Source organism: Microbacterium sp. 8M (assembly GCF_902506375.1).
In the GTDB taxonomy this organism is placed as follows: domain Bacteria; phylum Actinomycetota; class Actinomycetes; order Actinomycetales; family Microbacteriaceae; genus Microbacterium.
This window is the reverse complement of the sequence record NZ_LR733284.1, coordinates 2,416,080-2,428,603: the sequence shown is the minus strand read 5'-3', so window position 1 is coordinate 2,428,603 and position 12,524 is coordinate 2,416,080. Positions and strand designations below refer to the sequence as shown.

Sequence of the window (12,524 nt, the reverse complement as noted above, 5' to 3'; positions counted from 1 at the left end):
CGGCGGGCGCACCGGCGCGCCACCCTAGAATCGACGCATGGTCGCATTCACCAAGGGGCAGGGCACCGGCAACGACTTCGTGATCATCGCCGACCCCGACGGCTCCCTGGACCTCAGCGCCGATCAGGTCGCCGCGCTGTGCGACCGTCACTTCGGCATCGGCGCCGACGGGTTGCTGCGCGTGGTGCGCTCCGCAGCGCTCCCGGAGGGGACTGCGGCGCTCGCCGAGGACCCAGCGGCCGAGTGGTTCATGGACTACCGCAACGCCGACGGCTCGATCGCCGAGATGTGCGGCAACGGGGTGCGCGTGTTCGTGCACTACCTGCTGCGCACCGGGCTCGCCGACCTCGACGAGGGGGCGTCCCTCGCGATCGGCACCCGTGCGGGCGTGCGCATCGTCACACGCAGTCCGGAGGGGTACCGCGTGGACATCGGCGCCTGGCGCCTGTCCGGGCACGACCCGCTGGCCCGCGCCGCGGGGCTCGACGTGCCGCGGCCCGGCCTGGGCATCGACGTCGGCAACCCGCATGTCGTGGTCGCGATCGCCTCCGACGCCGAGCTCGACGGCCTCGAGCTGACCCACGGGCCCGAGCTCGCGCCGATGCCCGAGCACGGCGCGAACGTCGAGTTCGTGGTCCCTGCGGAGCCGCTCGTGCAGGACGGCATCGGCCGGGTGCGCATGCGCGTGTTCGAGCGCGGCGTGGGGGAGACCCTCAGCTGCGGCACCGGCATCACCGCGACCGCTCTCGCCGTGCGGCATTGGGCGGGCGCCGGGGCGCCGGACGAATGGCTCGTCGAGGTCCCCGGCGGCACCCTGCGGGTCACCATGGGGCCCGGTGCGGACGGGGAGCACGTGTTCCTGTCCGGTCCTGCGCAGCTCGCGTTCTCCGGGGAGATCGAGCTCGCCTGAGACCGCTACGGCAGCGTGATGGACTCCGTGCGCGGCGTGCCGTGACGGCGGACCTTGAGCACTCGGAAGCCGCGGCCGGTGGTCGCCCGCCACACGCTGTAGCCGTCGTCGAACGTCGCGGCCAGCCAGCGCTGCAGGGAGTCCGCGCCGAGGTTGCGGCTCACCACGAACCAGCCGTCCGCACGCTCGTCGAGGCGGGGGATCCAGCGCTCCAGCAGATCGTGCAGTTCGCTCTTGCCGACCCGGATCGGGGGATTCGAGCGGATCGTGCGGAACGTCACGTCGGCGGGAACATCGTCGGGCGTCACGGCGTTGACATTGTCGAGGCCGAGTTCGGCGGCGTTGCGGCGAACCAGATCGAGGGCGCGCTCGTTCACGTCGACCGCCCACACGGTGGCGTGCGGAGCGGCGAGCGCGAGGGACAGTGAGATCGGCCCCCAGCCGCAGCCGAGATCCAGCAGGTGCCCGCCGGGCGGCGGGGGCGGGGTGTTGGCAAGGAGCACAGAGGTGCCGACGTCCACATGATCGGGGCTGAACACCCCTGCCGCGGTGGTGAGTTCGACCTCTCGGCCCGCAAGGGTCACCCTGATCCTGCGGAGGTTCTCGGGGCTTGCGGGAGCCGCAGTGAAGTAGTGGTCCGACCCCATGCAGCGAGCGTAGCGGACACTCCCAGATAAAGTTAAGGCGCCCGCGCGAAACGTCGGGCGCAAGAAAGGTGCGGATGACGCAGTCCACAACACATGACGAGCACGGCGACGCTGTCGAGCGCGTCCTGCAGGCGGCCGAACGACGGGCGGAATCGCACGTGTTCGGAGCGGCTCAGGCGCTGCAGGACACAGCCACCGCCGGGCACACCTCTGCGGACGGCGAGCAGTGGGACCTGGAGGAGCGGCACGCGCTGCGACGCGTGGCGGGCCTGTCCACCGAGCTTGAGGACGTCACGGAGGTCGAGTACCGCCAGCTCCGTCTGGAGAACGTGGTGCTCGTCGGCGTGTACCCGCAGGGTGCGCAGGAGGACGCCGAGAACTCGCTCCGCGAGCTCGCCGCGCTGGCGGAGACCGCTGGTGCGGTGGTGCTCGACGGCCTGCTGCAGCGGCGGCCGCACCCGGATCCGGCGACCTACCTCGGCCGCGGCAAGGCGCAGGAGCTCAAGGACATCGTGGCCGCCGTCGGCGCGGACACGGTGATCGCCGACACCGAGCTCGCCGCGAGCCAGCGGCGCGCGCTCGAGGACGTCGTCAAGGTGAAGGTGATCGACCGCACCACGGTGATCCTCGACATCTTCAGCCAGCACGCGAAGAGCCGTGAGGGCCGCGCTCAGGTGGAGCTCGCGCAGCTGGAGTACCTGCTGCCGCGACTGCGCGGCTGGGGTGAATCGATGAGCCGCCAGGCCGGTGGCCAGGTCGGCGCGGGTGGTGCGGGCATGGGCTCGCGCGGCCCCGGTGAGACGAAGATCGAGCTCGACCGCCGTCGCATCCGCACCCGGATGGCGATGCTGCGCAAGCAGATCCGCGAGTTCAAGCCGGCACGCGAGGCCAAGCGCGCCGAGCGCAGGCGCCACACCATCCCGTCCGTGGCGATCGCCGGCTACACCAACGCCGGGAAGTCCAGCCTGCTCAACGCGCTCACCAGTGCCGGGGTGCTCGTGGAGAACGCGCTGTTCGCCACGCTCGACGCGACGGTGAGCCGGTCCGAGACCGCTGACGGGCGCGTCTACACGCTGACCGACACCGTCGGGTTCGTGCGCAACCTGCCGCATCAGCTCGTGGAGGCGTTCCGCTCCACGCTGGAGGAGGTCGCGGACGCCGACGTCATCGTGCACGTCGTGGACGGATCCCACCCGGATCCGGCCGGGCAGATCAAGACGGTGCGCGACGTCATGGGCGACGTGGGTGCACGCAGCATCCCCGAGATCGTGGTGTTCAACAAGGCGGATCTGCTCGACGACGATGAGCGGATGGTGCTGCGCGGACTGGTTCCGGCCGCGCACTTCGTGTCGTCGCGCAGCGGCGAGGGGATCGCCGAGCTACGCGCCGCGATCGACGAGGTGCTGCCGAAGCCGGCCGTCGAGATCCGCGCGGTCGTGCCCTACGACCGGGGCGACCTGGTCGCGGCGGTGCACGAGACGGGGCTGTTGCTCGAGGTCGCGCACGAGGAGGCCGGCACCCGGATCCACGCGCACGTGGGCGAGCGCCTCGCGGCCGAGCTCGCGCCCTACGCCGCCTGAGACCGCTCGGCCCCTGGGCGCGCGCCCGTCCGCATTGCGGTGCCCGGCGGTCAGGCGGCGACGAACCTCGCCTCGACGGTCGCGGACACCGTGATGTCGTCGCCGTGCAGCTCGAGGCCCGAGGGCGTCGGAGGCGCAGCGAATGCCCGCATCGCCTTCGGTGACGCGTCGGTGGCGCTGGAATCGCTGATCAGACCGGCGTCGGCGATCTCGATCGGTTCGACCGAGGCCAGCCCGAGCGCCGAGGCGTAGGCGGTCGCCCGCTTCACGGCCACCCGGACGGCCTCGGCGGCGACCTCCTGCTCGACACGGGTGCGGGTCTCCGGGGTGAGAGTCCACTGCGTGCCGTCGACGGACACCCCTTCCTCCGCGGACACATCGGCGACCCAGGACGAGAGGTCGGCGAAGTCGAGGAACGTCGCGCTGAAGTCGACGGAGGCATGGTGCACGAGGGCGAGGCGCGTGCCGTCGTTGCTCCACGGGCGCTCCGCGCGGACGGCGAGGCGTCTGCTCGACCACGCCTCCACGGTGCCGTCGGCCTGACGACGGGAGAGCGCTTCACGGACGGGTTCGGAGAGCGCCACGGTCCGCGCGATGACGGACTCGCGATCCGGGCCATCGAGTGCGACGGACAGTGTGACGACGGCTCGCTCGGGCGCGATGCGCACCTGGTGCTCGCCCCGGACGGTGATGACGACCTCGCTCATGCCGCGACTCTACGGCACGCCTCGTGTGCGACCGCCGAGGCCGATGCCTGCGCGGGCCGGCGAGAACCGGCCTGCTCTTCACGCCGCCGGGCCGCGCGCGTAGACTTCGGCCACCGCGGCGCAGTTCCGCGCCTCGGCGAAGGAAACTGCGTGAAGGAGGAAGACCAGATGAAACGACTGGCGATCGGCTGTGCGATCGCGCTGGGGCTCGTTGCAGCGGGATCCAGCGCGGCTTATGCAGGTGAGACGAACGGGAATGGAGATCCGACCTCCGGCCCGTCCCATGCGGCGTCCGAGTGCGCCTATTCCGGACTCGATCGGCTGGACGCGATCGAGGCGAACCCTCCCGGCTTCGATGACGATGCCATCGCGATGCGCGGGAACCAGAGCCCGGGCGGCGTCGACCGGTATCACGGAGTGCAGTCCTACGGGTCTTTCGTGAAGGCCGGCCTGAAGGAGTTCGTGCCGTCACCGGGGATGGCGTGCAACGGCAGCGGCGGGAAGTGATCGCGCCGTACTCCGGTCACTGGTGAGCAGAGGTGCCTCGGCGAAGGGGCCGGGGCACCCTGTCGGCGCGGCCGGGAATGGCGGAGTCTCCGGATCCGTTGTAGTCTGTGATGCTCGGGTGCTGCGGCGCCCGCTGGTAAGTCAACAGTGCGACAACGGTTCCTTCGCGAGAAGGTCCACGGGGCTGATCGGTTTCGACAGCGCCTGTGAATCCACGAGAAGCGGGCCGAGGATGCAGGGTTATCTCGTGAACGCCCCCTGCAAAACAATAAGTGCCAATGCAAAGCGCACTGACTTCGCCCTCGCTGCCTAAGCGAGCCCGATAGTCCGTCAGACCGTATGTGATTCCGATACGGATCCTGGCGTCATCTAGGAATCTTGCTGCGTGACGGCGTCTGGACGTCACGTGGGACTCTTCCCAGGCTGGGCTTGTCGACTTAGGTGTCTGTGACAAAGGTCGGAGCCGAGTAGAACGTCTGCACAGACTGCGCCCGGAGAAGGCGTGGAGACTCAGCGTTGGACGGGGGTTCGATTCCCCCCAGCTCCACCACACCGTTGTCGCGGTTGGAAGCCCCCGGATCCCAACTCGTATGGGATCCGGGGGCTTTTTCGTGCTGAGCGCGCGGCGTTCCCGGCCAGGCGATTCGGTGCGGCCGGTGGGACGACCGGCCGCACCCGCCATCCCCAGTGGCGTAACACGGCAACGGGATGCGCCGATCGGCATCTGGAACCGAGGGCGCGGAAGCCGTGCAATGGATGAGACCGCGCGGAGGCGACTTCATTACGCGCGTTCTTCACCCATTGCGAGAAATGTCGCGCGAACGGTGAGGCCGGTCCTCGTGAGTCATGGTCGCAGGGAGGGTCGTGTTCCTCAGCCCTTCGGGTCGATCAGGATGAGGCCCTGTTTCGTGTCCGAGACGGACACCCATCCGCGGCCGAACAGGTAGGTCATGCCGTAGCCCTCCGCATCCTTGCTGAGCGAGGTGCGCGGATCGGCCGTGATGTAGACGCCCCGGTCGCTGTCCTCGCGAACCCAGCCCTCCGAGACCAGCTCCGCTTCGCGAGCCACGGCATCGGCACCGGAGATCGGCGCCCAGCCGTACAGCAGTCCGTGGTCGGAGGCAGTGGTCGGATCCGCCCACAGGCAGGCGATGCCGCCGGGGATCGTCGCGGATCCGATCACGAAGTCGCGCTGCGCGGCCGCCCAGCCCTGCTTGTGCAGGGCAGCCACGGTGTCGGACGGGATCAGGGTCTCGCAATTCAACGGCCGCGGCGAGGCGGCCGGCACGTCGGTCGCATCGGGGGACGGCGAGGGCGAGGCGGATGAGGCGGTCGCCGCCGAGCGTGTCGCGGAAGGTGCGGGGGAGGCGCCCCCGCTGCACGCCGTCGCGGCCGCGAGCACGCCGGCGGCGAGAACCGCTCCGGCCAGCACCCGGGACGCGCGACGCATCAGCGATCGGCCGCCGGAGGGGCCTCGGTCCCGTGCAGCTGCGTCAGGAACGCGTCATGCAGCACGCCGTTCGTGGCGAGGGCCGAGAGCCCGGCGAGCGTGGGGGTGCCGTCGAACGCGGTCGCCGTGCCGCCGGCCTCCGTCACGATCGCGAACGCTGCGGCGATGTCGTACTCCTTGACGCCGAACTCGGCGACCATGTCGATGCGCCCCTCGGCGAGCATCATGTACGAGAACACGTCACCGTAGGCGCGATCGCGCCAGACCCGCCGGCTCAGCGCGATGAGGGCGTCGAGGTGCCCTGCCTCATCCCACTGCGCGATGCTCTGGAAGCTCACGCTCGCGTCGTCGAGGGTCGCGACGTCCGACACCCGGATGGCGCGCGGCTCGGCGTCGGTCGACGCCCAGGCGCCGAGGCCCGGCGCCGCCCACCAGCGGCGGCCGAGGGCGGGCATGCTGACCACGCCCACCTGCGCGACCCCCTCGATCGCGAGGCTGATCATCGTGCCCCACATCGGCACACCGCGGAGGAAGTTCGCCGTCCCGTCGATCGGATCGATGATCCACTGGCGGCGGGCATCTCCCGAGGTGCCGAACTCCTCGCCGAGGATCCCGTCCTCCGGGCGCTCCGCCTGCAGGATCTCGCGGATCGCGCGCTCGGTCGCGAGGTCGGCGTCGGTGACATGGGAACGGTCCGCCTTCAGCGACACGTTGAGGTCTGCGGCGTCGAAGCGCGGCAGCGACTGCGCGTCGGCGGCATCGGCAAGGCGGAGAGCGAGGTCGAGGTCGCTCTGGAAATCGGCATCGGCGCGGGTCTCAGACACCGCTCCAGGATACGGGCGTGAGCGGCGGCACCCTGACCGGATCCGGCTCGGAGCGCAATCGGAACCGGCGACACGCCAGGGATGCACGCCGAGGCGGCCCCGATTTCGCTTCCATCGGATCCGCTGGTAATGTGATTCCTCGGTCGGGGAACCGGCCCGCCGAGCACCTCTAGCTCAATCGGCAGAGCAACTGACTCTTAATCAGTGGGTTCTGGGTTCGAGTCCCAGGGGGTGCACCAGCGCAGAAGGCCCGGTCGGAACTCCATTCCGATCGGGCCTTCTGCATGCGTGCACCGCTCAATCCCGCCGCGCTCCGAGGGATGGGAAAGCGCCCGGATGGCGATCCGGCCGGCCGCGGGTACGGACTAACCGCGAGGCAAGGCTGTCGCTGCTCGAAGAGCCGGAGATTCCGCTCTCAGGCCGGACTGGAGATGCCCTTGAAACGGCCGAAGTTCTGCGTCCAGGCGGGCTCGCCGATGACTCGATATGGTTTGCCGTCGAAGATGGAGCGCTCGAGCGTGTTGGCGTTGCCGAGATTTCGATACGTCATGTTGAGGTGGTCGACGAGCAGGAGCGAGTTGGTCGGGGTATACAGCCAGAGCTGGACGGACATGTCTTCTTCCTCATCGATCGGAGTCGGGTCTTGTGGGGAGTAAATACCATTGAACTCCCAGTGCCAGTTCTCGACTTGGCTGAAATCTCGGCCGGCCCACCACCAGTTGAAGCGTGCCGCGTTGGACTGGAGCCATCGGTGCCCGGCGCTCGTCGAGCTGGTGAAGACTTCGCCGCCGAAGTCGACGGCGATGCCCCAGCCGTGGTTCGAGGTCCCCGGGTAGGCAGCGAGAGCCCCGCCGTGCAGGTAATCGTTCCACGCCGCCCACTGGCCGGCTAGGTCGCGGTAGCCGTCATTGATGATCAGCGCGCGTCCGACCGCGGAGGAATAGGCCTCCCGCATCGCGGCTAATGCTCCGCCGGCATCGGTGCGGAAGTAGAAGCCGGCAACCTGCGTCATCGCGCTGAGCGGGATCTGACCGTTCGAATACCCGCCCCAGCCGACAGCCGCAGCCGCGGGCGATGGAGGGCTCAGCCCGACGATGGAAGACCCCGCGGCAATGCCGGCTCCGGCGAGAAGGGCACGGCGGGAGATCGCAGAGCCCGCGAGCGGGCCCTGTTGCGAGCGAGGCGAATGTGGCATATCGGAATATCAGAGCGGAACGCGCATGGCCGGCGCGAGGTTTGTGGGCGGACGGCGTCGTCGCGGATCCTGAGGCTGAGAGAGCCGGTCCGGTTCGAGCGTACCGCGACTCGGGCGAGGAATCAGACGGCGCGCACCGAGAGGAGCTGATACCCCTCGGGGACCTTCGCCTCGAGCGCGGTCATGTCGTCGGCTTCGATCTCGCGCACTCCGTCGCGGCGGACGATCGTACCCACAGCGGTGAGGACCGTATCCTTCTTCGCCATGGCGACCGGAGCGGAGGCGAGCTGCCATCCCTCCGGCGTCTCGGCGGCGAGGAGATCCTGGATCTCGTCCAGCTCCTCGGCCTGCACGGTGTGGGTCTTGGATTCGACAGGGCGGATGACACCGATGAGCATGTCTCCAGCGTAGAGCGCGTGGCCGTGGATGCGGCCTCCGACGTCCCGTGCCGACGACGAAGCCCGTCCCGCGCAGCGGTGTGCGGGACGGGCTGTTCGCGGCGCCTCGGGCAGGCGCGGATCCTCAGGCGGCGTCGCCGATGAGGATCGCCTCGGCGTCTTCTGTGGAGTCGTGCGAGCCGCGATCGATGTGGGCGAGGGCCCGGCGGCCGAACAGCACCACGGCGGCAGCGACGAGCACCGACACTCCTGCGAAGAGGTACGGCACGGTGTCGCCCCACAGGTGCGAGAGCAGCGCGGCCAGCGGCGGGGCGACGGCGCCGCCGATGAAGCGGACCGCCGAGTAGGCGGACGACGCCACCGAGCGGGGCAGGTCGGTCGCCTCCATGACCGCCTCGGTGAGCACCGTGTTCATGATGCCCAGCAGCAGGCCGCCGATGATGATGCAGACGACCAGCGCTGCCGGGATCGCGACCAGGATCCCCGCCACGATCAGGTCGACGGCGAGCAGCGGCAGCACGAAGAGGATGATCCGCGTGATCGGCATGCGGCGCAGCAGGATCGGCGCCACCCAGACGCTCGTCACCGCCAGGGCCACACCCCAGCCGAAGAAGGTCAGTCCGATCCCGATCGCCCCGAAGCCGAGCGGGAACGGCGAGAACGCCAGGAGCACGAAGAACCCGATGTTGTAGAACAGCGCGGCGACCGCGAGCACGGTCAGCGCGGGACGACCGAGCGCCTTGAACGGGGCGGAGAACGGCACGGGTTCGCGCTTCTCGAACGGGCCGCGGAGCAGGGTGAGCACCGCGATGAAGCCGATCGCCATGAGCGCGACGACGCCGAAGAACGGGCCCTGCCAGGCGATCTCGCCGAGGAGTCCGCCGAGGAGGGGGCCGATCGCGATGCCCAGGCCGAGGGCCGCCTCGTACAGGATGATGGCGGCGCTGGATCCGCCGCTGGCCGCCCCCACGATCGTGGCGAGCGCGGTGGAGATGAACAGCGCGTTGCCGAGTCCCCATCCGGCGCGGAACCCGATGATGGCGTCGACGCTGCCGCTCAGCGCGCAGAACAGCGCGAAGACGACGATGAACGCGAGCCCGACGAGCAGGGTCGCCTTGGCGCCGATCCGGCTGGAGATCCAGCTGGTGAACAGCATCGCGACACCCGTGACGAGCAGGTAGCTGGTGAACAGCAGCTCGGTCTGCACCGGCGTGGCCTTCAGGGATTCGGCGATCGCGGGCAGGATCGGGTCGACCAATCCGATGCCCATGAACGCCACGACGCAGGCGAAGGCGACGGCCCACACCTGGGCGGGCTGTCTCCAGATCGATACCGAGGAATCGGTGGAACTCAACGTGCTGTCCTTTCCAGAAGCGAATGCGTGCGCAGGATCTCCGCGGCGCGGGCCAGGTGGTGCCAGTCCGTGTCGTCGAGGTCGCTGAATCTCGGGGCGAGGACGCGCTGCAGCTCATCGCGCCAGGCGTGCAGCGCCTGCCGGCCGGCGTCGGTGATCGTGACCACCGTCGCCCGGGAGTCCTCGGGGTCGGGGGAGCGGAGCACCAGTCCCTCCTGCTCGAGCTGGCCCAGCATGCGGGTCATGCCGGGCTGCGTGGTGCGGCTGGCCTTCGCCAGCTCTCCCACGCGCTGCCCGTCGCGGCCGTCGAGCAGGCTCAGTGCCCGCCACTGCGCCGCAGGAGCATCGTTGCCGGCCTCCTGGGCCGCGATGCGGGTGAGCGCGTGCGCCGAGAACACGATCGACTGCAGGATCTCGCCGTGATTCATACCAAAAGTATATATCTGTCGGTATATAAATGGCAAGGTCATCTCTGTTCGGGTCGCAATAACTGCTGTTCCGGATGGTGCGGAGCAGCAGATATTGCGACCTGAGCGCCGGGACGCGGGAGAACGGCGTCAGCGGGCGGTGCGACCGGCGATGCGCGCGGAGAGCTGGTGCGCGTGGGCGAGCAGTGTGCGGCCGAGCGTCGGCAGCCGGTCCGGGCCGAAGCGGAACTCCACCCCGGTGAGACTCAGCGCCCACTCCGGCCGCCCGTCGCGGTCGAACACCGCGGCGCCCATGCCCCAGCTGCCCTCGACGATGAGCCCGGGATTGACGGCGTACCCGCGTGCCTTGGTCTCCTCCAGGCGTCGCCGCAGCGGCTTCTCGGCGTGAGTGTGCCCCCAGCGCTCGCCCAGCTCGGAGTGCCGGGCCAGATAGGCATCCACATCGTGGTCGGGGAGGAAGGCGAGGATCGCCAGTCCCGCGCTGGCGACGCCGAGCGGGAAGCGCACGCCCTCGCTGAGCACGAAGGAGCGGATCGGGAAGGCGCCCTCCTCGCGCAGCAGGCACACCGTCTCATCCGCCCGGCGCACGGAGAGGAACGCGCTCTCCTCGGTCTTCACCGCGAGGGAGCGCACGATGTCGCGCGCGATCTCGGTGATGTCGTAGCGCGCCGCGGCCACTGTTCCCATGAGATAGAGCTCCGGCCCGGGCATCCACAGGGCGGTGTGCGGATCCTGGTCGACCAGGCCCTCGGCACGCAGCGCGGAGAGCAGGCGGTGCGCCGTGGAACGGCTGAGGCCGGAGGTCGCGGCGAGGCGCTGCAGCGCGGCGCCCTCCGGGGACGCGGTGACGAGGCGCAGCAGCTCGGCGGCGCGGGCGATCGCCTGTGCGCCGGGCACGGTGCGCTTGGTCGAGGCGGGCTGTTCCATGATGTGGACGCTACCGACGGCGGCGCCCACATCGCAAGCGCGGGCTTGAGCGCCCCCTCGCCTCGGCGCACAGTGGAGGGGAGATCCCACGAAGGAGTGACGCGTGATCGACAAGCCCTCCAGCCATCGCGGCATTGACAAGCCCTCCAGCCATCGCGGCATTGACAAGCAATGGCCCTCCGCGGCCGAGGCTGTGGCCGACATCCCGAACGGCGCCTCGCTCGCCGTCGGCGGGTTCGGGCTCTCCGGCAATCCGAGCGCGCTCATCCGGGCGCTGCTGGCGCAGGGGACCTCCGAGCTCAGCGTGGTCAGCAACAACTGCGGCGTGGACGACTGGGGGTTGGGCCTGCTGCTCGGCGCCCAGCGGATCCGCAAGATGACCTCCTCCTACGTGGGTGAGAACAAGGAGTTCGAACGCCAGTTCCTCTCCGGTGAGCTCGAGGTCGAGCTCACGCCGCAGGGAACGCTCGCCGAGAAGCTGCGCGCCGGCGGATCCGGCATCGCGGCGTTCTACACCCAGACCGGCGTCGGCACGCAGGTCGCCGAGGGCGGTCTGCCGCGACGGTACGCGAGCGACGGGTCCGTCGCGATCGCGTCGCCGGTGAAGGAGGTGCGCACCTTCGAAGTGAACGGGGTACCGCGCGAGTTCGTGCTCGAGGAGGCGATCACGACAGACTTCGCGCTCGTGCACGCGGCCGTGGGCGACCGGCACGGGAACCTGATCTTCAACAAGGCGGCCCGCAACTTCAACCCGCTCGCGGCGATGGCCGGCCGCGTCTGCATCGTCCAGGTCGAACGGCTCGTCGAGCCGGGGGAGCTGGATCCCGATCGCGTGCACCTGCCGGGCGTGTACGTGCACCGGATCGTCGAGGTCGGTCCGGACATCGAGAAGCGCATCGAGCGCCGCACGGTGCGTGCGGCTGCCGCTGCGGGAACCGGGGAGGCCTGACATGGCGCTCACACGCGACGAGATGGCGGCGCGCGCCGCGCAGGAGCTGGCCGACGGTTCCTACGTGAACCTCGGCATCGGGCTGCCGACCCTCGTGCCCAACCACGTGCCGGACGGCGTCACGGTGGTGCTGCAGTCGGAGAACGGCATCCTGGGTGTCGGGCCGTATCCCACCGAGGACGCGGTCGACCCCGACCTCATCAACGCAGGCAAGGAGACCGTGACGACGCTGCCGGGCGCCGCGTTCTTCGACTCCGGTCTGAGCTTCGGCATGATCCGGGGCGGCAAGATCGACGCCGCCATCCTCGGCGCGATGCAGGTGAGCGCCGCGGGGGACCTCGCGAACTGGATGATCCCCGGGAAGATGGTCAAGGGGCCGGGCGGCGCGATGGATCTGGTGCACGGCGCCGGTCGCGTGATCGTGCTGATGGAGCACGTCGCCCGTGACGGCTCCGCCAAGATCGTGAACGAGTGCTCGCTGCCGCTCACCGGCCGCCGCGTCGTGCACCGGATCATCACGGATCTGGCCGTGATCGACGTCACGCCCGAGGGGCTCCGGCTCGTGGAGCTCGCCCCCGGTGTGAGCGTGCAGGATGTGAAGGCTGCGACGGAGCCCCCGCTGCTCGTCGCCGAAGGACTGGAGTGATC

General features: G+C 69.8%; 14 protein-coding genes, 1 tRNA gene and 1 other RNA gene. 7 read left to right on the top strand and 9 right to left on the bottom strand.

Going from position 1 to position 12,524, the window contains the following annotated elements; genetic code table 11:
* The first annotated feature begins 37 nt into the window (after positions 1-37).
* A complete protein-coding gene (gene dapF, locus AERO9AM_RS11650) occupies positions 38-910 on the top strand; it encodes a diaminopimelate epimerase (RefSeq protein WP_159576281.1) in 873 nt (290 codons plus the stop codon).
* 5 nt (positions 911-915) lie between these two features.
* Here the strand turns inward: dapF and AERO9AM_RS11645 are convergent, their stop codons facing one another.
* Positions 916-1,557 carry a class I SAM-dependent methyltransferase gene (locus AERO9AM_RS11645; protein ID WP_159576280.1) on the bottom strand — a complete coding sequence of 214 codons (642 nt, stop codon included), beginning with the start codon at positions 1,555-1,557 and terminating at the stop codon, positions 916-918.
* 74 nt (positions 1,558-1,631) lie between these two features.
* On the opposite strand from AERO9AM_RS11645, the gene hflX reads away from it, so the two are divergent.
* Complete coding sequence (gene hflX / locus AERO9AM_RS11640; RefSeq protein WP_159576279.1) at positions 1,632-3,137, top strand: GTPase HflX; 1,506 nt, start codon at positions 1,632-1,634, stop codon at positions 3,135-3,137.
* Between the two features lie 50 nt (positions 3,138-3,187).
* Here the strand turns inward: hflX and AERO9AM_RS11635 are convergent, their stop codons facing one another.
* A complete protein-coding gene (locus tag AERO9AM_RS11635; RefSeq protein ID WP_159576278.1) occupies positions 3,188-3,844 on the bottom strand; it encodes an SIMPL domain-containing protein in 657 nt (218 codons plus the stop codon).
* On the opposite strand from AERO9AM_RS11635, the gene AERO9AM_RS17510 reads away from it, so the two are divergent.
* Together AERO9AM_RS17510 and ssrA are read left to right on the top strand one after the other, a co-directional pair.
* Entirely contained in the window at positions 3,809-4,351 is a 543-nt protein-coding gene (locus AERO9AM_RS17510; protein WP_236602595.1) for a hypothetical protein, read from the top strand. The two genes, AERO9AM_RS11635 and AERO9AM_RS17510, sit on opposite strands and share 36 nt — an antisense overlap.
* Positions 4,352-4,531: 180 nt before the next feature.
* Positions 4,532-4,901, top strand: a transfer-messenger RNA (tmRNA) gene (ssrA, locus tag AERO9AM_RS11625).
* Between the two features lie 321 nt (positions 4,902-5,222).
* Here ssrA and AERO9AM_RS11620 read toward each other — a convergent pair.
* Both AERO9AM_RS11620 and AERO9AM_RS11615 read right to left on the bottom strand, forming a co-directional pair.
* The gene (locus AERO9AM_RS11620) at positions 5,223-5,801 is read right to left on the bottom strand and encodes a hypothetical protein (RefSeq protein ID WP_159576277.1); all 579 of its coding nucleotides are present in this window, start codon (positions 5,799-5,801) and stop codon (positions 5,223-5,225) included.
* Entirely contained in the window at positions 5,801-6,625 is an 825-nt protein-coding gene (locus tag AERO9AM_RS11615) for an inositol monophosphatase family protein (protein ID WP_159576276.1), read from the bottom strand. The genes AERO9AM_RS11620 and AERO9AM_RS11615 overlap by 1 nt, the downstream gene beginning before the upstream one ends.
* Positions 6,626-6,788: 163 nt before the next feature.
* On the opposite strand from AERO9AM_RS11615, the gene AERO9AM_RS11610 reads away from it, so the two are divergent.
* Positions 6,789-6,864, top strand: a tRNA-Lys gene (locus AERO9AM_RS11610).
* A 176-nt stretch (positions 6,865-7,040) separates the two neighbouring features.
* Here AERO9AM_RS11610 and AERO9AM_RS11605 read toward each other — a convergent pair.
* The 5 genes from AERO9AM_RS11605 to AERO9AM_RS11585 form a co-directional block, all read right to left on the bottom strand.
* Positions 7,041-7,637, bottom strand: coding sequence for a M15 family metallopeptidase (locus AERO9AM_RS11605; RefSeq protein WP_159576275.1), 597 nt, complete (start codon positions 7,635-7,637; stop codon positions 7,041-7,043).
* Between the two features lie 305 nt (positions 7,638-7,942).
* The gene (locus AERO9AM_RS11600; protein ID WP_159576274.1) at positions 7,943-8,218 is read right to left on the bottom strand and encodes a hypothetical protein; all 276 of its coding nucleotides are present in this window, start codon (positions 8,216-8,218) and stop codon (positions 7,943-7,945) included.
* 124 nt (positions 8,219-8,342) lie between these two features.
* The gene (locus tag AERO9AM_RS11595) at positions 8,343-9,572 is read right to left on the bottom strand and encodes an MFS transporter (protein WP_159576273.1); all 1,230 of its coding nucleotides are present in this window, start codon (positions 9,570-9,572) and stop codon (positions 8,343-8,345) included.
* Entirely contained in the window at positions 9,569-10,000 is a 432-nt protein-coding gene (locus AERO9AM_RS11590; protein WP_159576272.1) for a MarR family winged helix-turn-helix transcriptional regulator, read from the bottom strand. The genes AERO9AM_RS11595 and AERO9AM_RS11590 overlap by 4 nt, the downstream gene beginning before the upstream one ends.
* Positions 10,001-10,129: 129 nt before the next feature.
* On the bottom strand, positions 10,130-10,927 hold the full coding sequence (locus AERO9AM_RS11585) for an IclR family transcriptional regulator (protein WP_159576271.1): 798 nt from the start codon (positions 10,925-10,927) through the stop codon (positions 10,130-10,132).
* A 160-nt stretch (positions 10,928-11,087) separates the two neighbouring features.
* Here AERO9AM_RS11585 and AERO9AM_RS11580 point away from each other — a divergent pair, with 160 nt between their 5' ends.
* Together AERO9AM_RS11580 and AERO9AM_RS11575 are read left to right on the top strand one after the other, a co-directional pair.
* Positions 11,088-11,876, top strand: a complete 789-nt coding sequence (locus tag AERO9AM_RS11580; RefSeq protein WP_159577511.1) for a CoA transferase subunit A — start codon at positions 11,088-11,090, stop codon at positions 11,874-11,876.
* Position 11,877: 1 nt separating this feature from the next.
* The gene (locus AERO9AM_RS11575; RefSeq protein WP_201298625.1) at positions 11,878-12,522 is read left to right on the top strand and encodes a CoA transferase subunit B; all 645 of its coding nucleotides are present in this window, start codon (positions 11,878-11,880) and stop codon (positions 12,520-12,522) included.
* Positions 12,523-12,524: the final 2 nt, after the last annotated feature.